This window comes from Pseudomonas sp. HMSC066A08 (assembly GCF_001813025.1).
In the GTDB taxonomy this organism is placed as follows: Bacteria; Pseudomonadota; Gammaproteobacteria; order Pseudomonadales; family Pseudomonadaceae; genus Pseudomonas; species Pseudomonas aeruginosa.
The window spans coordinates 420,798-437,616 of the sequence record NZ_KV811371.1 but is presented as its reverse complement, the minus strand read 5'-3'; the positions used below and the strand labels follow the sequence as shown (position 1 = coordinate 437,616).

The 16,819-nt window shown below is 66.5% G+C and carries 14 protein-coding genes and 1 pseudogene; 8 read left to right on the top strand and 7 right to left on the bottom strand.

Annotated elements, in window-relative coordinates; all coding sequences use genetic code 11:
• The first annotated feature begins 21 nt into the window (after window positions 1-21).
• Entirely contained in the window at window positions 22-735 is a 714-nt protein-coding gene (gene lapG, locus HMPREF2886_RS30560; RefSeq protein ID WP_033976235.1) for a cysteine protease LapG, read from the top strand.
• Complete coding sequence (lapD, locus tag HMPREF2886_RS30555) at window positions 736-2,688, top strand: cyclic di-GMP receptor LapD (RefSeq protein ID WP_033976234.1); 1,953 nt, start codon at window positions 736-738, stop codon at window positions 2,686-2,688. It abuts the gene before it with no gap.
• A 106-nt stretch (window positions 2,689-2,794) separates the two neighbouring features.
• Here lapD and lasI read toward each other — a convergent pair whose 3' ends face one another.
• Window positions 2,795-3,400, bottom strand: coding sequence for an acyl-homoserine-lactone synthase LasI (gene lasI / locus HMPREF2886_RS30550; RefSeq protein WP_003083017.1), 606 nt, complete (start codon window positions 3,398-3,400; stop codon window positions 2,795-2,797).
• A gap of 131 nt (window positions 3,401-3,531) precedes the next feature.
• Here lasI and rsaL point away from each other — a divergent pair, with 131 nt between their 5' ends.
• Window positions 3,532-3,774, top strand: a complete 243-nt coding sequence (gene rsaL / locus HMPREF2886_RS35135) for a quorum-sensing transcriptional regulator RsaL (RefSeq protein ID WP_003083010.1) — start codon at window positions 3,532-3,534, stop codon at window positions 3,772-3,774.
• On the opposite strand, the pseudogene lasR reads toward rsaL, so the two are convergent.
• The 3 genes and pseudogenes from lasR to HMPREF2886_RS30530 form a co-directional block, all read right to left on the bottom strand.
• A pseudogene (gene lasR / locus HMPREF2886_RS30540) lies at window positions 3,764-4,483 on the bottom strand (transcriptional regulator LasR). The gene rsaL and the pseudogene lasR sit on opposite strands and share 11 nt — an antisense overlap.
• Window positions 4,484-4,931: 448 nt before the next feature.
• Window positions 4,932-7,640 carry a cation-transporting P-type ATPase gene (locus HMPREF2886_RS30535; protein WP_070748999.1) on the bottom strand — a complete coding sequence of 903 codons (2,709 nt, stop codon included), beginning with the start codon at window positions 7,638-7,640 and terminating at the stop codon, window positions 4,932-4,934.
• Between the two features lie 165 nt (window positions 7,641-7,805).
• Window positions 7,806-8,237, bottom strand: coding sequence for an acetyltransferase (locus HMPREF2886_RS30530; RefSeq protein WP_033972795.1), 432 nt, complete (start codon window positions 8,235-8,237; stop codon window positions 7,806-7,808).
• A gap of 258 nt (window positions 8,238-8,495) precedes the next feature.
• Between HMPREF2886_RS30530 and HMPREF2886_RS30525 the strand changes: the two genes are divergently transcribed.
• Entirely contained in the window at window positions 8,496-10,085 is a 1,590-nt protein-coding gene (locus tag HMPREF2886_RS30525; RefSeq protein WP_070748997.1) for a PQQ-binding-like beta-propeller repeat protein, read from the top strand.
• Here HMPREF2886_RS30525 and HMPREF2886_RS30520 read toward each other — a convergent pair.
• Window positions 10,051-11,667, bottom strand: a complete 1,617-nt coding sequence (locus HMPREF2886_RS30520) for an ATP-binding cassette domain-containing protein (protein WP_083318646.1) — start codon at window positions 11,665-11,667, stop codon at window positions 10,051-10,053. The two genes, HMPREF2886_RS30525 and HMPREF2886_RS30520, sit on opposite strands and share 35 nt — an antisense overlap.
• A gap of 196 nt (window positions 11,668-11,863) precedes the next feature.
• Between HMPREF2886_RS30520 and HMPREF2886_RS30515 the strand changes: the two genes are divergently transcribed.
• Window positions 11,864-12,199 carry a hypothetical protein gene (locus HMPREF2886_RS30515; RefSeq protein WP_058178036.1) on the top strand — a complete coding sequence of 112 codons (336 nt, stop codon included), beginning with the start codon at window positions 11,864-11,866 and terminating at the stop codon, window positions 12,197-12,199.
• Here HMPREF2886_RS30515 and HMPREF2886_RS30510 read toward each other — a convergent pair.
• Window positions 12,157-12,768: a tRNA-uridine aminocarboxypropyltransferase gene (locus HMPREF2886_RS30510; RefSeq protein WP_070748992.1), complete on the bottom strand. Its 612-nt coding sequence runs from the start codon at window positions 12,766-12,768 to the stop codon at window positions 12,157-12,159. The two genes, HMPREF2886_RS30515 and HMPREF2886_RS30510, sit on opposite strands and share 43 nt — an antisense overlap.
• Window positions 12,769-13,063: 295 nt before the next feature.
• On the opposite strand from HMPREF2886_RS30510, the gene bdlA reads away from it, so the two are divergent.
• Window positions 13,064-14,317, top strand: coding sequence for a biofilm dispersion protein BdlA (bdlA, locus tag HMPREF2886_RS30505; protein ID WP_083318645.1), 1,254 nt, complete (start codon window positions 13,064-13,066; stop codon window positions 14,315-14,317).
• A 3-nt stretch (window positions 14,318-14,320) separates the two neighbouring features.
• Here bdlA and HMPREF2886_RS30500 read toward each other — a convergent pair whose 3' ends face one another.
• Window positions 14,321-15,214, bottom strand: coding sequence for a LysR family transcriptional regulator (locus tag HMPREF2886_RS30500; protein ID WP_003082969.1), 894 nt, complete (start codon window positions 15,212-15,214; stop codon window positions 14,321-14,323).
• A 207-nt stretch (window positions 15,215-15,421) separates the two neighbouring features.
• Here HMPREF2886_RS30500 and speB point away from each other — a divergent pair, with 207 nt between their 5' ends.
• Window positions 15,422-16,381: an agmatinase gene (speB, locus tag HMPREF2886_RS30495; protein WP_070748988.1), complete on the top strand. Its 960-nt coding sequence runs from the start codon at window positions 15,422-15,424 to the stop codon at window positions 16,379-16,381.
• Window positions 16,382-16,395: 14 nt separating this feature from the next.
• A complete protein-coding gene (locus HMPREF2886_RS30490) occupies window positions 16,396-16,815 on the top strand; it encodes a YybH family protein (RefSeq protein WP_033972802.1) in 420 nt (139 codons plus the stop codon).
• The last annotated feature ends 4 nt before the right edge of the window (window positions 16,816-16,819 follow it).

Here is a 16,819-nt window from a genome sequence, read left to right as displayed (position 1 = left end):
AGTCCTTCCGGAGCCCGCTCGATGTCCCCACCCCCCGGCGCCTGCCGGCCCTGCCCCAGGGCCTACGCCCCCTGGCTGCTGTCGCTGGCGGCGACATTGCTGCTGGCAGTCGGCGCGGCGCTGGCGCAGTGGGACCTGGAGTCGATACTGAGCCGGGCCGAGCAGCGCTACGGCGAGCTGGGCGCGGCGAAGTCGCGCCTGGGCGACTGGGGCCACCTGCTCGAACAGGGCGGCACGCTCGACGAAGCGGCCAAGCTGCGCGCGGTCAACGACTTCTTCAACCGGTCGCTGCGCTTCACCGACGACATCGAGATCTGGCAACAGGAAGACTATTGGGCGACTCCGGTCGAGGCGCTGGTCAAGGGCGCCGCCGACTGCGAGGACTACGCCATCGCCAAGTACGTGACCCTGCGCCGCCTCGGCGTCGCCAGCGACAAGCTGCGCATCACCTACGTCAAGGCCCTGCGCCTGAACCAGGCGCACATGGTGCTGACCTGGTACGCCAGCCCGGGCGCCGACCCGCTGGTGCTGGACAACCTGATCGGCGAGATCCGCCCCGCTTCGCAACGCGACGACCTGTTGCCGGTGTACGCCTTCAATGCCGAAGGCCTCTGGCTGCCCGGTCCCGACGGCGGACGCCGGACCGGCGACAGCAAGAAGCTGTCGCGCTGGCAGGACCTGCTGACCAAGATGCGCGCCGAAGGCCTCGACCTCGACGCACCCAAGGAGGATTGAATGTCACTGCTCAAGCAATTGTTCCTCGCCATCTGCCTGTTCCTCGTCGTCGCCTTCAGCGGCAGCTTCGTCAGCAGCGTGGAGAACTCCCGCGAGCAGTTGCGCGGCCAGTTGCGCTCCCACGCCCAGGACGCCGCTACCGCCCTCGGCCTGTCCCTGACGCCGCACGTGGACGACCCGGCGATGGTGCAACTGATGGTCAGCTCGATCTTCGACAGCGGCTACTTCGCCAGCATCCGGGTGATCGACATCAAGAGCGGCAAGCCGCTGGTCGAGCGTGTGCAGGCGCATGCCGAGCGTACGGTACCCGGCTGGTTCGAACGCCTGGTGGATCTCCAGCCGCAGGGTGGCGACGCGCTGATCATGCGCGGCTGGGAACAGGCGGCACGGGTCGAGGTGGTCAGCCACCCGCAATTCGCCCTGGCGCGCCTGTGGGATAGCGCCCTGGGCAGCCTCTACTGGTTGCTGGCCTGCGGCGCGGTGAGCCTGCTGCTTGGCGGCTGGCTGCTGCGCCGCCAACTGCGTCCGCTCGACCAGATGGTGCGCCAGGCCCATGCCATCAGCCGGCGGGAATTCCTCAGCCTGCCCAGGCTGCCGCGCACGCCGGAACTGCGCCGCGTGGTGCAGGCGATGAACCAGATGGTGGAGAAACTTCGCACGCTGTTCGCCGAGGAGGCCGCGCGTAGCGACAAGCTACGCGCCCAGGCCTACCAGGACAGTCTCACCGGCCTGCCCAACCGACGCCTGTTCGACGCCCGCCTCAACGAACAGTTGGGTGCCGGCGAGCACGAGCATGCCGGGCAGCTCCTGCTGCTGCGCCTGAACGACCTGAACGGGCTCAACCAGCGTCTCGGCGGGCAGCGCGCGGATGAGCTGATCCAGGCGGTCGCCCGCTTGCTGGTCGATTCCTGCGGCCAGCAAGGGCGCGCCGACTGGCTGCTGGCCCGCAGCCGCGGCGGCGAGTTCGCCGTGCTGGCTCCCGGCTGCTCCCGCGAGCAGGCCGAACGCCTGGCCGAGGAACTCTGCGAAGGCCTGGAGAATCTTGCCCGCACCGGTGCCAGCGATCTTACGCCGGTCGCCTATCTCGGCATCAGCGCGTTCGCCGAGGGCGACTCACCCGCGGATATCCTGGCCCGTGCCGACCAGGCCCTCGCCCAGGCCGAAAGCCAGCCCGCGCAACCCTGGGCGAGCCAGGACGGCACCGCGCTCGCGGCGCTCAACGACAGCCAGGACTGGCACGACTGGATCGACCAGGCCCTGGCGGAGCGCCGCCTGCTGCTCTATTTCCAGCCGGTGGTGGACTGCCTGGACACCCAGCGGGTCCTCCACCACAAGGTCCTCGCGCGCCTGCTCGATCCGCAGGCCACGGCCATCGCCGCCGGGCGTTTCCTGCCCTGGATAGAACGTTTCGGCTGGGCCGCGCGCCTGGACCTGGCGATGCTCGAACAGAGCCTGGAGCACCTGCGGCGCCATCCACGGCCGCTGGCGCTTAGCCTGTCGGCTGCCAGCGTCCGCAATGCGCAGGCGTTCGCTCCGCTACTGACCCTGCTCAAGGCGCATCCGCAGGAGGCGCGCCTGCTGACCCTGGAACTGGACGAACGGCACCTGCCGGCCGCGGCCGAACTGGAGCGCCTCAGCCAGGTCCTGCGCGAACTGGGCTGCGGTCTCGGCCTGCAACATTTCGGCGGACGCTTCAGCCTGATCGGCAACCTTACCCATCTGGGACTGGCCTATCTCAAGCTGGACGGCTGTTACCTGCACGCCGTCGACCGGGAAAGCGACAAGCGGTTGTTCATCGAAGCGGTCTATCGCACCACCCACAGCATCGACCTGCCGTTGATCGCGGAACAGGTGGAAACCCTGGGGGAGCTCGAAGTATTGCGGGAAATGGGTTTGCGTGGCGCCATGGGACGCCTGTTCGGCAGCCCGGCGCCTTGGTCCGGGAATGCCTGATAGCGAGTCCGGAGCGGGTCGGACTCGCCTTACAGCGGATTCGGCATCGACGCCAGGCGCTCCCTCTCCGACAGAGAACGCGCCGGTGTGAGCCGACAGGTCCCCGTCATGAAACCGCCAGTCGCTGTTCCACCAGCACTCCCCCGTAAAGCGCGATCTGGGTCTTGGCGTTGAGTTCGATGCGCAAGGCCACGGCGCGCTCGATGCCGATCTTCAGGTGCGGACCGAAGCGCGATACATCCAGGCCGGCACGGATCATCATTTTCTCCACACCTACGGTGGTTACCGTCACCAGCGTCTGGATGTCGTTCTGCAGGCTGTAGCGGGCCAGCGCGCGCATCGCCTCCAGCGTACAGTCGGAAAAGCCCAGCGAGCCTTTCTGTCCAGAGTTGATGGCGAAACGGCTGAGTTCCCAGATGTGCGGCGAGCAAGGCGCTTCCTTGCCGTGCAGAAGCTCCGGGAAGGTGTTCTTCAACATGTAGGGGCCGGTGGTATCGAGAATTCGCCAGCAACCGAAAACCTGGGCTTCAGGAGTATCTTCCTGGATCAACATGTAATAAGGACTGAGTGCGTCATAACCATCGATTTCCATCTCGTCGATGACACTAACGTCCCAGCCTTTGCGCTCCTTGAACACTTGAGCACGCAACTTGTGCATCTCGCCCAGCAGTTTTTTATCGAACTCTTCGCGCCGACCAATTTGTACGATCATCTTCACTTCCTCCAAATAGGAAGCTGAAGAATTTATGCAAATTTCATAATTTTATAACTAGCAAATGAGATAGATTTCGGTGAACCCGGACCCTTGCTAGGCTCGAAGAAACGTCCGAAAAGATCAGAGCAATGGCTTCACACGAGAGAACACAGCCCCAAAACATGGCCTTCCGGGCAAAGGCCACCCGCACCGCCCGACGGGAAAGCCAGGAAACTTTCTGGAGCCGCTTCGGGATAAGCCAATCCTGCGGCAGTCGTTTCGAGAATGGCGAGAACCTGCCCTTCCCTATATATCTGCTTTTGCATTTCTATATAGAAGGGCAAATTACCGATCGCCAGCTCGCCGACCTGAGAGGCAAGATCAGAGAGTAATAAGACCCAAATTAACGGCCATAATGGCCGCTACGCGGCGGGAGGTCACACCAAACTTCCGCCGAATATTTCCCATATGGAAGTTCACATTGGCTTCCGAGCAGTTGCAGATAACCGATATCTCCCAACTGGTCTTGCCGATGGCGCACCACTGCAACACTTCCTTCTCCCGGCTGGTCAGAACCACCGGTTTGCTGACCGGATGTTCGAAGGCCAGTCCGGCACCGCTCTGCAGTGCGTAGTCCTTGAGCATCCACAGGGTCGGCAGGACCGACTCCATGAAACGGTTGGCCTCGGCCCGGTTTTCCGCTTCCACGCTGAGGCTCAGCGCGCCGAGTTCGCCGCGAGCACCATGCAGCGGCATGGTCAGCCCATACACCAGGCCGGCGGCCGAGGCTTCCTCGAAGAACTCGTGCTGCTTTCGCGTCTGGTAGATGGACGGTTCCCAGAAAATCGGCAGTACGCTCTGGGTACAGTGACTGACCGTCGGGTCGACCCGCGCGTAGCCAGCCCGGTCGTAATGCTCGCGCTAGGCGGCCGGGTAGTTGCCGACGATGAAGGCGTTCTCGTAGTCCTGGCTGTCCTTAGGCAACAGGCCGAACAGGATCTTCGAGAATCCAAGGTCGCTCGCCATCTTCTGCAGGATGGCGCTCCACTCCAATTTTCCACTTGAGCGTTCCAGCTCAAGAAAACCGTCAACCAAGGCCATAGCGCTACGTTCTTCTTAAACTATTAACCAATCAGCCAAATATGGATTCGGCACCCGATATCCGGCACGTTGTACGGCAGTCCGAGAATCCCGGCTTCCTGCCGAGGCGCATGCGCCCGTGCCCGACGACCCCTGAAGATGTCCAGTCAGCCCACTCTATAGAGTTGGCGTTGTGCCGGAAAGGCACATTTCAGTCCCACTTAACAATAGACCGCAGCGTTTGATGCACCTAGTACGATACCCGTCCTAGAGGGTAAGCAAACGTTTAAATGTGATCTGGATCACATTTTATGCGAACTGAATACCCAGTCACACCTGGTCCCCGGGTTCACTGTCGACCCATCGCCAAGCGTGCGACCGCTCTCGGCCGGGCGATCCGAGGCGCAGGTCTGTGCGCGGCGCACGGGCAAAGGCACAGCGCCGCGGCCAAGGGGGCGACCTCGCGGCGTCAGGCCTGCCGGGCACGGACCCGGCGACATAGCCACTTTTCCAGTTCGGCGACGCAGAACAGGCCGAGCCCGGCCAGCAGCACCCGCGCCCACTCGCCCGGGGCCAGGCCGACCGAGCCGAACAGCGCCTGTAACGGCGGCGCGTAGGTATAGAGCAGTTGCAGCACCACGCAGGCGGCGATCGCCAGCAAGACCTGGCGGTTGCCGAACAGGCCCTCGCGGCTGAGCACCGAATCGTAGATATGCCGGCTGTTGAGCAGGTAGAACATCTCGCACACCACCACGCTGTTCACCGCCATGGTCCGCGCGCTCTCCAGCCCGGTGCCATGCTCCAGCTCCCAGAGGAACAGGCCCAGGGCGCCCGCCATCATCAGCAGCGAGACCAGCAGCACCCGCCAGACGAAGAACAGCGACAACAGGGGCTCCGCCGGCGGACGCGGCGGACGCTGCATCAGGCCGCGCTCGGCCGGATCGAAGGCCAGCGCCAGGCCCAGGGTGCTGGAGGTGACCATGTTGATCCAGAGGATCTGCGCCGGCGTCATCGGCAGGGTCAGCTGGAACAGGATCGCGGCGATCACGATCAGCGCCTCGCCACCGTTGGTCGGCAGCATGAAGAGGATGAACTTCTTCAGGTTGTCGTAGACCGCCCTTCCTTCGCGCACGGCATTGGCGATGGTGGCGAAATTGTCGTCGGCGAGGACCACCTCGGCCGCCTCCTTGGCCGCCTCGGTGCCCTTGTTGCCCATCGCCACGCCGACGTCGGCGCGCTTCAGCGCCGGCGCATCGTTGACCCCGTCGCCGGTCATCGCCACCACCTCGCCGCTGGCCTGCAGGGCCTGCACCAGGCGCAGCTTGTGCTCAGGGCTGGCGCGGGCGAACACATCGACGCCCGGCAGCACTTCACGCAGGCACTGGTCGTCGAGCAACTCGATCTCCGCGCCGGTCAGCGCCGGCCGGTCGATGCCGATCCCGAGCATGGCGCCGATCGCCCGCGCGGTGTCGACGTGGTCGCCGGTGATCATCTTCACCGCGATACCCGCCGCCTGGCATTCGGCGACAGCGGCCACGGCTTCCTCGCGCGGAGGGTCGATGATGCCCACCAGCGCCAGCAGGGTGAAGCCATGTTCCACGTCGGCGAAATCCAGCGTGCGCTGCTCCGTCGGCATCGCCCGCCGGGCGATGGCCAGCAGGCGCAGGCCGCGAGCGGCGGTGTCGGTGGCCAGGCGCCGCCAGTAATCCGGGTCCAGCGGCCGCACCGAGTCGCCCACCCGTTCAGCCTCGCACATGTCGAGGATGCGCTCTGGCGCGCCCTTCAGGTAGACCATCGCCTGGCCCGCGTGGTCGTGGTGCAGAGTGGCCATGAAGCGATGCTCGGACTCGAACGGAATCGCATCGCTGCGTGGCCGTTCCGCCGCCAGCGCCTGCGGATCGAGGCCCAGCTTGAGGCCGAGGCTGAGCAGCGCGCCTTCGGTGGGGTCGCCCTCCAGTTGCCATGCCTCGCCCTCCTGGCGCAGGCGCGCCTCGTTGCACAACAGCGCCGCGCGACCGATCTCCTGCAGATCGTCGCGTCCGGCGGGATCGAGGCTTTCGCCGTTGTGGCTGAAGCCACCCAGCGGGGCATAGCCGGCGCCGCTGACCTCGATCACCTGGTCGGCGGTGACGATACGCTGCACGGTCATCTCGTTGCGGGTCAGGGTGCCGGTCTTGTCCGAGCAGATCACCGTCACCGAACCCAGCGTCTCCACCGCCGGCAGGCGGCTGACGATGGCGTTGCGCCGGGCCATGCGCTGTACGCCGAGGGCGAGGATCACCGTCATGATCGCCGGCAGCCCCTCGGGAATCGCCGAGGCGGTCAGCGCCACCACCAGCATGAACATGTCCACCATCGGCTGGCCCTGCCAGAGTGTGCCGAGGATGAAGGTGGCGCCGGCCAGCAGCAGGATCGCCAGGGCCAGCCAGCGGCTGAAGCTGGCGATCTGTCGCAGCAGCGGAGTGGCCAGGGTGCGGACTTCGCGCAACAGCGTACCGATCCTGCCCAGTTCGGTATCCCCGGCGGTGGCGACCACCACTCCGCGCGCCTGGCCGCTGGTCACCAGGGTGCCGGAATAGGCCATGCAACGGCGGTCGCCGAGCAGCGCGTCGATGGCCACCGCGACGCAGCCCTTCTCCACCGGCACCGACTCGCCGGTCAGGGCCGACTCGTCGACATGGAAGTTCTTCGTTTCGAACAGCCGCAGATCGGCCGGCACCCGGTCGCCGGAGGCCAGCAGCACCACGTCGCCCGGCACCAGGCGTTCGGCGTCCAGCGCCTGGCGCTGGCCGTCGCGCAGGACCAGGGCATGCAGCGAAAGCATGTCGCGGATGGCGTCCAGCGCATTGGCCGCCTTGCCCTCCTGGACGAAGCCGATCAGCGCATTGACCACCACCGCCAGGAGGATTACCGCACTGTCCACCCAGAAACCGAGCAGCACGGTGACCAGCGAGGCGAACAGCATCATGTACAGCAGGACGTTGTGGAACTGCCGCAGCAAGCGCAGCAGCGGCCCCTGGCGTTTCGGCGCGGGCAATCGGTTGTAGCCGTGTGCCGCCAGGCGGCGGGCGGCTTCGTCCGCATCCAGGCCGGCGGCGGAGCTGTGCAGTCGTTCCAGCACCCGTTGCGGCGGGCTGGCATGGGCGTCGCGGGAAGACAGGGGTGGGATGCCGTTCATGGGATTCCTGCGCCTCGTTCTGATGAGCAGAACTATCGGGCAGGCCCGCGCCGCAACGTTTGACCTGTCTCAAACGGATGCTTGCAGTTGAAAGCATCTGGCCGGGGAAAACTTTTCCGGATGTTGCGCGGCACCTCGCTCCACAGGGCGAGGTGCCGCGCCCTCCTACAGGCTCATGTGCAGCAGCGGGAACGGCCGCCCCGCCGAGTCGGTCGCGGAGCGGCCGGTCTGGCGGAACCCATAGTGTCGATAGAAGCCGCAGGCCTGCGGGTTCTGCTCGTTGACATCGACGCTCAGGCGCGGCCAGGTCGCCCGCGCATGATCGAGCAGGCGTCGGCCGATACCCCGGCCGCGCAGCCCGGGTTCGACGAAGAGCATCTCGACATGCGCCTGGTTCAGGCCGATGAAGCCCTGGGCCACGCCGTCGTCGTCGACCAGCATCCAGACCTCTACGGCCGGCAGGTACAGGTCGCGGACCTGCGGATAGAGCTCGACGATGTCCGCTTCACTGAGAAAGTCGTGGGTCGCGCGGACGGAACGTTCCCACAGGTCGACCAATGCCGGGTTGTCGGCGTCGACGCGCTTGCGAATGTGCATGCTGGATTCCTTTATCCGAAAGATTCCAGGTAGAACGAAAGGCAGCCGCGACCGCCAGATCGGGCGCCACGCAGAGGTTCGTCGCCTGGATGCCCGTGGCGCGAATCAACGCATGGACGGTGCACAGCGGCGGCGACGAGGGAGGAAGGGAGCGCCATCCTAGAAGAAAACGACCGGTCGGAACAGCCGTTCTTCCCACGCTGTTCCCGAAACGACGAATGAACGACACTGCACCCGACTCTTTCCCCGGTATCGCCCATGCCCAGCTCCCCGCTTCCTTCCGGCCGCAGGCTGCCCGCTTGCGCCTTCGCCGACATCGGCGAGCCCTACGCCGTGTTTCAGGCTCCCGGCGGCGCGCTCCTCGCGGTGGCCAGCGCCTTTCATGGGCAACACCCGGGCCGACAGCTCGACGTCTACGAACAGAGTCTGCGCCTGTACCGCGGCGACGACCTCGAATGCATCGCCGTCCTGCCGGACCTGGGCTTTCCGCTCAACGCCATCGCCTGGCACCCGAGCCGGCCCGTATTGGTGATCGGCGGCGGACGCTACGACGGCGGCGCCTTCTTCGAAGGCGGTCTGCTGGTTTGGCACTACGCGAGCGGCCAGACCCAATCGCTGCTCGCCGACAACCGCGAAGTACTCGCCTGCGACTTCGAGGACGACGGCCGGCGCCTGACCTTCACCGTCGCCCCCAGCGACGACCTGGAGGACCAACCGCTGTTCCGCCAGCGCCATTCTCTAGCCTTTCCGGTCGACGCCCCGCGGGTGCTGGACGACCTGCCCGGCACCCGCCTGCCCTTCGACTGGGCCCTCTACCCAGCTTCGACGCAACGCGAAGCGGCGCTGCCGATCCTGGAAAACCTCGCCCAGGGCAAAGATCGGCGGTTCCTGCATCGTCCACCGGTGTGGGACCTGTGCTTTCTCGACGGACAACGCCTGGCCATCGCCCGCGCCAGCCCCCGGCTCGAACTCTGGAATCTGGCCGACGACAGCCTGCGCAGCTTCGAACTGGCCGAACGGGGCCAGTGCCTGCAGGTCTTCCATAACGCCACGGACGACAGCCTGCTGGTCAATCTGCAACTCGGGTATGCCGCCCAGCGACTGTTCAAGGTGCCGCTGACGCGGGGACAACCGCTGCTCCTGAGCGACTGCCGCCATCTGCTGGCGCAATCCGCCCAAGGCGGCTTTCTCGCCCGCCAGATCGCCTTCGAGGGCAAAGACCTGGAAGACCTCGTGCTCGACCCGGCCGGCCGGATCGTCCACAGGCGCCGTCTCGGACACTACGACCTGTTCAACCACCATCTGCGCATCGACCGTGGCGAAGCCTTCTTCTACCTGGCCGGCAATCCGCCGGAGCAGCACCAGGACAAAAGCCTGTTCCGCCTCGACCCGCAGACCTTCAAGGCCCGCGAAGTGCTACGCCTGGAGCGCCACCCGGAGCACTTCAACAACCTGCACGGCTGCCTGCTGGGCAATCGCCTGCTGCTCAACGCCAAGGTCTACAACTCGCCGCATCACGCCTACGGCACCCAGCGCCTGACCTGCTACGACCTGGAGAGCCGCGGCACGCTCTGGGGCGCGACCCTGTCCGCCCAGGTCAGCGCCTTCGCGCCGTTGCCCGGCGGACAATGGATCGCACTGGCGCTGGTCGATGGTCAGGTCGAGGTACGCGACCTCGCCAGCGGCGAATGTCGCTGGCGCTATCGCACGGCAGACGCCGTACCGCTGTGCCTGGCAGTCAGCGACAAACTCCTCGCCATCGGTTTCAGCCACGGCGGAGTCAGCCTCCTGCAGGTCGCGGCGGATGGCCAGCTCATCGGTCCTCCAGGCGCCAGCCCGCGGCAGTAGCCCGCAGTTCGCCGTCCAGCGCCAGGTGGCGGAGAAACACCGGGTCGTGGGACACCACCAGCAAGGCCCCACGGTACTGCCCGAGCATGCTTTCCAGGGCCTGCCGGGCGACCAGGTCGAGGTGGTTGTCCGGCTCGTCGAGCAACAGCAACTGCGCCGGCCGGTCGGCGTAGAGCACCAGGGCCAGGGCCGCCTTCAGGCGTTCGCCGCCGCTCAGCGTCGCGCACGGCTGGGCGAGCCGTTCGGCCGGCAAGCCGAGTTGCGCCAGGCGCGTGCGCAGCCAGCTTTCGCCGCGACTGCGATTGACCTCCAGCAACTGCTCCAGCACGCCTCGCCCGTGGTCCAGCAGGCTCAGCCGCTGGTCGAGATAGGCGGCGCCCACCGTCACCGCGCAGGTTCCCGCCAGCGGCGCCCGCTGCCCGGCCAGCAGCCGCAGCAGGGTCGACTTGCCGCTGCCGTTCGGGCCGACCAGCGCCAGCCGCCGCGGACCGCTCAGGAGCAGGTCGATTTCGCGCAACGGCCCGCGCAGATGCGGCAGCACCGCGCCCTTCAACTCGACGATCCGGCGCTGCGCCGCCAGTTCGGCATCGGGCGAATCGAGCAGCAGCGGCGACGCCTCCTCTACCTCCCGGGCAGCCTCGCGCACCTCGCGGTCGAGACGCTCGCGCTCCGCCTGGTGGGCGTTGCGCAGCTTGCCGGCGCTGACCTCGCTACGTTCCCTGAACCCACCGAGCAGGATCTTCGCCTGGTTCGCCGTCTTGCCTTCGCGCCGGCCGCTGGCCTGGCGCCGCTCCTGGCGCTGCTGCTGTTCGCGCATGGCCAGGGTCTGCCGCTTGCGCTCCAGACGACGCTGGTCCAGGCGGCGCTCGGCGGCCTCGCGTGCCTCCTCCCGGCTCTGCGCGTAGAAGGAATAGCCGCCGCCATAGCTGCGCAGGCCGAGGGTCGACAGCTCGACGATCCGCTGCATGCCCTCCAACAGTTCGCGGTCATGGCTGACCAGCAGCAGGCCGCCGTCCCATGCCGCCAGGCGCGCCCGCAGCAAAGCGCGTGCCGGCCCGTCGAGAGGGTTGCTCGGTTCGTCGAGGATGAGAAAGTCGGCGTCGTCGAGGAATGCGCCGAGCAGCGCCACGCGCATGCATTCGCCGCCGCTCAGGCGTTCGCTCGGGGTGTCCGCGCGGAGATGGCCGAGCCCCTCGGCGGCCAGGGCGTCGGCCAGGCGTTGGCGGATGTCCCAGCGCTCGCCCAGGCATTCGTAGTCGGCGGCGTCGAGGCTACCCGCCTCGATCCGCGCCAGCGCCTCCAGCCATGGGCGGACGCCGGCCAGGTCGGCGACGGTCGGGTAGTCGGCCGGCTCGAGCTGCTGGGCCAGGTAGCGCACGCGCCCCTGGCGCCGGACGCTACCGCTGGACGGCTGCAAGTGTCCGGCGAGCAGGCGCGCGAGCAGCGACTTGCCGACGCCGTTGCGTCCCACCAGCCCGGTGTGCCGGGTGTCGAAGGTTTCGTCGAGATCGGAAAACAGAAGGCTGCCGTCCGGCAGCTGGAAAGAGACGCCATCGAGCGTCAGGGTCGACGTATTCGTCATGGATACCCCCTTGATGCCATGCATTCCCCCGGGCCCTCGGGCCAGGGACGGAAAACCGGCCGTGCGGACACGGCAGCATCAATTGCGCATCGGACGAACACCTCGTACGGAAGGAAAGACCGCGGCAGTCTACTCCGCCCATGCGGCCCTGCCAATCGGGCATACTTTTCGTTTCCGACAGACACGACCCACCGACATGGCCAGACCGCGCATCTCCGAACTCTTCGAACAGGAACCCTCGCGCTGGGGCGGCCGTGGCGACCCCTACCTCTGGCAGGAAATGGCCGGGCAACTGGCGGACGCGCCCTGGCCGGCTTCCGCAGCGGCCCTGGAACGCCTGCTGGGCGAGACCTTCGAGCGTCTCAGCGGCCATCCGCTGGAATACGATGCCTTGATCTACCTGGCGCGCCACGCCCACGGCGGCATGTCCAGCGGCATGGTCAGCCCGGAGTTCTGGCGCGAAACGGCGATCCCGGAACTGCTCGACCGCTATCGGCGGCGGCGCTCCTGGCTGAGATGGTTGCGCCGGTAGGTGTCCTCGCCCATCGCCGCGATCTGCCCCTCGATCAGGGCATCGAACGGTTTCAGCAAGGCTTCGTGGGTACGCGGCGCCTCCAGTTCGTCGAGCGCCGCAGCGATTGCCTCGATGGTCGACAGCGCGCCCTCTCCCGGCGCCTTGCGCAGGCGATAACGCGACGCCATGCCTTCGGCCAGGCTCACCCGCGGCAGGGCCGCCAGGGCCGGGTTCAGGTGCAGCAGCTTGCGCGCCTTGCGCCAGGTGCCGTCCGGCACCACCAGCAGGAGGGGCTCGCCGGCGACCTCGGCGGCCATCGCTGCCAGCGCTCGCGCCTGCTCGCCGGGAAACAGCAGGCAGGCCCGGTAGCCCGGTACCCGCCAGGTCTCCTCGGCGAAACGCTCGCCGACCCGCAGCTCCGCATTGCGCAAGCCGAGGACGGCCAATCCCGCGGTATTCAACGCGTGCCCGACCTCGCTGGGGTGCTGCAGGACCAGCACCCGCGTACGCGACGGCAAGGAGGGAATCAGCGCGCAGAGGCAATGGCTGGCGGGGCGAGCGCAACGCTCGCAGCGGGTACGTGGCATGGGACGACTCCTGGAAGGGGCTCAGTGTGCCACAGGCGGAGGGACTTCCTCTCACTCGCAAAAACGTCATATTCCCGACGAATGGCGGTGATTTGTTTCATCCATTAAGAATAACGACGAATTTTTGTCGTTCGATGAAAAAATACAATCGTCCCGCCCTCTCAACTCCCGCCCATCGGCGCCGAAGACTGGGATGAGCCCCTCTCTCTATCCAAGGATTTTTCTCATGTTCACTCGCAAGTACCGACAGATGAACGCCGACTTGCAACAGCAACTCGCCGCCGAGCGCCTGCACATGGCGGCCCTGGACCGCTCCATGGCGCGCGTGGAGTTCGATCCGGACGGCAATATCACCGATGCCAATGAGAATTTCCTGACCCTGCTGGGCTACCGCCGCGACGAGATCCTCGGCAAACCGCATCACCAGCTTTGCGACGGCGCCTACGCACAATCGGAAGACTACCGGCGCTTCTGGGAACGCCTGCGGCGCGGCGAACACTTTTCCGGCCGCTGCAAGCGCATCACCCGCGAGGGCCGGCCACTCTGGCTGGAAGCCACCTACAACCCCGTACGCGACGGGCAGGGTCGACTGCTCAAGGTGGTCAAGTACGCCAGCGACATCGATGCCATCGTCCACCAGGAACACGAGATGCAGAGCAAGCTGGATGCCCTGTCCCGCTCGATGGCGATGATCGAGTTCGACCTCGACGGCAATGTCCTCGCGGCCAACGACAACTTCCTCGCCACCATGGGCTATGGCCGAGCCGAGCTGGCCAGCGCCAACCACCGTCAGTTCTGCGAACCGGGCTACCGCGACGGCCCGCAGTACGCCGACCTCTGGCGCCGCCTGAACCGCGGCGAGTACGTCACCGGGCAGTTCCGCCGGGTCCACCGCAACGGCCAGCCGGTCTGGCTGGAGGCCAGCTACAACCCGGTCTACGACGCCGACGGCAAGCTCTACAAGGTGGTCAAGTTCGCCAGCGATGTCAGCGACCGCATGCGCCGCTACCAGGCCGAGGCGGACAACGCCCACCAGGCCCATACCCTGTCCACCGAGACCCGCACGGTCGCCGAACACGGTGCGCTGATCATCCAGAGCGCGGTGGAGGAAATGCTCAAGATCGCGAATACCCTTGATGCTTCCTCGCTGAATATCGGCGAACTGTCGCAGCACTCGCAACAGATCACCTCCATCGTCAACACCATCCGCGAGATCGCCGAGCAGACCAACCTGCTCGCCCTCAATGCCGCCATCGAGGCCGCCCGCGCCGGCGACCAGGGTCGCGGCTTCGCCGTGGTGGCCGACGAGGTGCGGCAACTGGCGGAACGCACCAGCAAGTCGACCAAGGAGATCGCCGACATGATCGGTCGCATCCAGACCGGCACCCGCAGCGTCATCGGCGACATGCAGCACAGCCAGGAACAGGCGCGGCGCGGCGTGGAGCTGGCCAACGAGGCCGGCGCGGCGATCCTCGGCATCCGCGAGAGCACGCACAAGGTGGTAGAGGCGGTGCAGCAATTCTCGCGCACCCTCAACGCCGATCTCTAGGGCTCAGGCCAGGCTCATCTGCGTCCGCAACTGGTCGCGGAAGGCCTGGATCAGCGGCTCGCGCGAGCGGCCGCGACGGAGGATCAGGGAGAATGGCGCCTGGTAGCCGAAGGTCGCCGGCAGCAGGGCGCGCAGGCGGCCCTGCTCGACCCAGGGGTGGGCGTAGTGCTCCGGCAGGTAACCGATGTAGCCGCCGGAAAGGATCAGGATCAGCTGCGCCTCCATGCTCTCCACCGTTCCCGCGCTGTGCTTGAAGCCGTGCCGGGCCAGCTCGGCCTGGCTCCAGTAGCCGCGGCCGACCATGCGCTGCTGGGTGATCAGATCGGCGGGAATTCTCCGCCCGTCGAACAGCGGATGCCGGTCGCTGCAGTACAGCCAGTGCTGTTCGCGGTACAGCGGCTGGTAGACCAGTCCGTTCATGCGACTGGAAAAGGCGCCGATAGCCAGGTCCTGGCGGTTCTCCAGCACGCTCAGTTGCAGTTCATAGGGGCTCTGCACCAGCAGGTGCAGGTGCACCGCCGGGTGTTCGCGGCTGAAGGCGCCGATCACCTCGGCCAGCGGCAGCGCCGGGTCGCTCACCGTGGAATCGAGCACGCCGAGGTTCAGGGTGCCGCGCAGCTCGCCCTTCAACGCCAGCGCGTAGCGTTCGAAGCCTTCCAGTTCGCCGAGGATGCGCAGGGTTTCCTGGTGGAACAGCTCGCCCTTGCTGGTCAGGCTGAAGCCGCCGCGGCCACGGTGGCAGAGCACGATGCCGAGCTGGTTCTCCAGTTGGCTCATGTAGGTGCTGATCGCCGAGGTCGACAGGTTCAACTCCTGCTGGGCGGCGGCGAAGCCCTGGTGGCGCACCACCGCGGCGAAGATGCGCAACAGGCGCAGGTCGGGCAAGGCGTTGGACACGGCGACTCCGGTTTGCGGGCGAGGATTTCGGACAGCAGGCCGAGGCAAAGGGCCGCCGTCCGGGCTCGGCGGCGAAGTCTAGCCGCTTCGCCGTTAGTTTAGAAATCTCTGAACTGATTATTTGTAGCCAGCGATTTGACTCGCTACCGGCTGTGAAGAGAATCCGTCCGACCCCTAAAACAACCACAACGACCGTGAGGCCACCCCGTGGACAAGAATCTCCACCAGCCCCTGGGCGGCAATGAAATGCCCCGCTTCGGCGGCATCGCCACCATGATGCGCCTGCCCCATGTCCAGTCCCCCGCCGAACTCGACGCCCTCGATGCCGCCTTCGTCGGCGTGCCCCTCGACATCGGCACCTCCCTGCGTTCCGGTACCCGCTTCGGCCCCCGCGAGATCCGCGCCGAATCGGTGATGATCCGTCCCTACAACATGGCCACCGGCGCCGCCCCCTTCGACTCGCTGAACGTGGCGGACATCGGCGATGTCGCGATCAATACCTTCAACCTGCTGGAAGCCGTGCGCATCATCGAGCAGGAATACGACCGCATCCTCGGCCACGGCATCCTCCCGCTGACCCTCGGCGGCGACCACACCATCACCCTGCCGATCCTCCGCGCGATCAAGAAGAAGCACGGCAAGGTCGGCCTGGTCCATGTCGACGCCCACGCCGACGTCAACGACCACATGTTCGGCGAGAAGATCGCCCACGGCACCACCTTCCGCCGCGCGGTGGAAGAAGACCTCCTGGATTGCGACCGCGTGGTGCAGATCGGCCTGCGCGCCCAGGGCTACACCGCGGAGGACTTCAACTGGAGCCGCAAGCAGGGCTTCCGCGTGGTGCAGGCCGAGGAGTGCTGGCACAAGTCGCTGGAGCCGCTGATGGCCGAGGTCCGCGAGAAGGTCGGCGGCGGTCCCGTCTACCTGAGCTTCGACATCGACGGCATCGATCCGGCCTGGGCGCCCGGCACCGGCACCCCGGAAATCGGCGGCCTGACCACCATCCAGGCGATGGAAATCATCCGCGGCTGCCAGGGCCTGGACCTGATCGGCTGCGACCTGGTCGAAGTCTCGCCGCCCTACGACACCACCGGCAACACCTCGTTGCTGGGCGCCAACCTGCTCTATGAAATGCTCTGCGTCCTCCCGGGCGTGGTGCATCGCTGAGCCGTAGCGCGACCATGACCGACGACCGCGTCGAACAGGTGCTGGAGGCCGCCCGCCGACTGGTGGCGGCCTTCGCCCGCAACGATGCCGAGGCCTATTTCGCCGCCTTCACCGAGGACGCCAGCTTCATCTTCCACAACTGGCCGCAGCCGCTGCGCTCGCGCGCGGCCTACCGCGAGTTGTGGGAGCGCTGGCGACGCGAGGACGGTTTCGAAGTGCTGGCGTGCGAATCCAGCAATACCTGCGTCAGCCTGCAAGGCGACCTGGCGATCTTCAGCCACGACGTCGCCACCCGGCTGCGCCTCCAGGGAGCGGAAAGCCTGAACCGGGAACGGGAAACCATCCTGTTCCGCCCAGAACAACAAGAAGGCCGTTGGCTGGCCTGCCATGAGCACTTGTCGGCGATGCCGGAGTACCTGCCATCGACTAGCTAGCTCT

Bases quoted from the DNA above. Each gene is read 5' to 3' on its own strand.
- lapG (WP_033976235.1), top strand. From the start codon at position 22: ATGTCCCCACCCCCCGGCGCCTGCCGGCCCTGCCCCAGGGCCTACGCC.
- lapD (WP_033976234.1), top strand. From the start codon at position 736: ATGTCACTGCTCAAGCAATTGTTCCTCGCCATCTGCCTGTTCCTCGTC.
- lasI (WP_003083017.1), bottom strand. From the start codon at position 3,400: ATGATCGTACAAATTGGTCGGCGCGAAGAGTTCGATAAAAAACTGCTG.
- rsaL (WP_003083010.1), top strand. From the start codon at position 3,532: ATGGCTTCACACGAGAGAACACAGCCCCAAAACATGGCCTTCCGGGCA.
- HMPREF2886_RS30535 (WP_070748999.1), bottom strand. From the start codon at position 7,640: ATGAACGGCATCCCACCCCTGTCTTCCCGCGACGCCCATGCCAGCCCG.
- HMPREF2886_RS30530 (WP_033972795.1), bottom strand. From the start codon at position 8,237: ATGCACATTCGCAAGCGCGTCGACGCCGACAACCCGGCATTGGTCGAC.
- HMPREF2886_RS30525 (WP_070748997.1), top strand. From the start codon at position 8,496: ATGCCCAGCTCCCCGCTTCCTTCCGGCCGCAGGCTGCCCGCTTGCGCC.
- HMPREF2886_RS30520 (WP_083318646.1), bottom strand. From the start codon at position 11,667: ATGACGAATACGTCGACCCTGACGCTCGATGGCGTCTCTTTCCAGCTG.
- HMPREF2886_RS30515 (WP_058178036.1), top strand. From the start codon at position 11,864: ATGGCCAGACCGCGCATCTCCGAACTCTTCGAACAGGAACCCTCGCGC.
- HMPREF2886_RS30510 (WP_070748992.1), bottom strand. From the start codon at position 12,768: ATGCCACGTACCCGCTGCGAGCGTTGCGCTCGCCCCGCCAGCCATTGC.
- bdlA (WP_083318645.1), top strand. From the start codon at position 13,064: ATGGCGGCCCTGGACCGCTCCATGGCGCGCGTGGAGTTCGATCCGGAC.
- HMPREF2886_RS30490 (WP_033972802.1), top strand. From the start codon at position 16,396: ATGACCGACGACCGCGTCGAACAGGTGCTGGAGGCCGCCCGCCGACTG.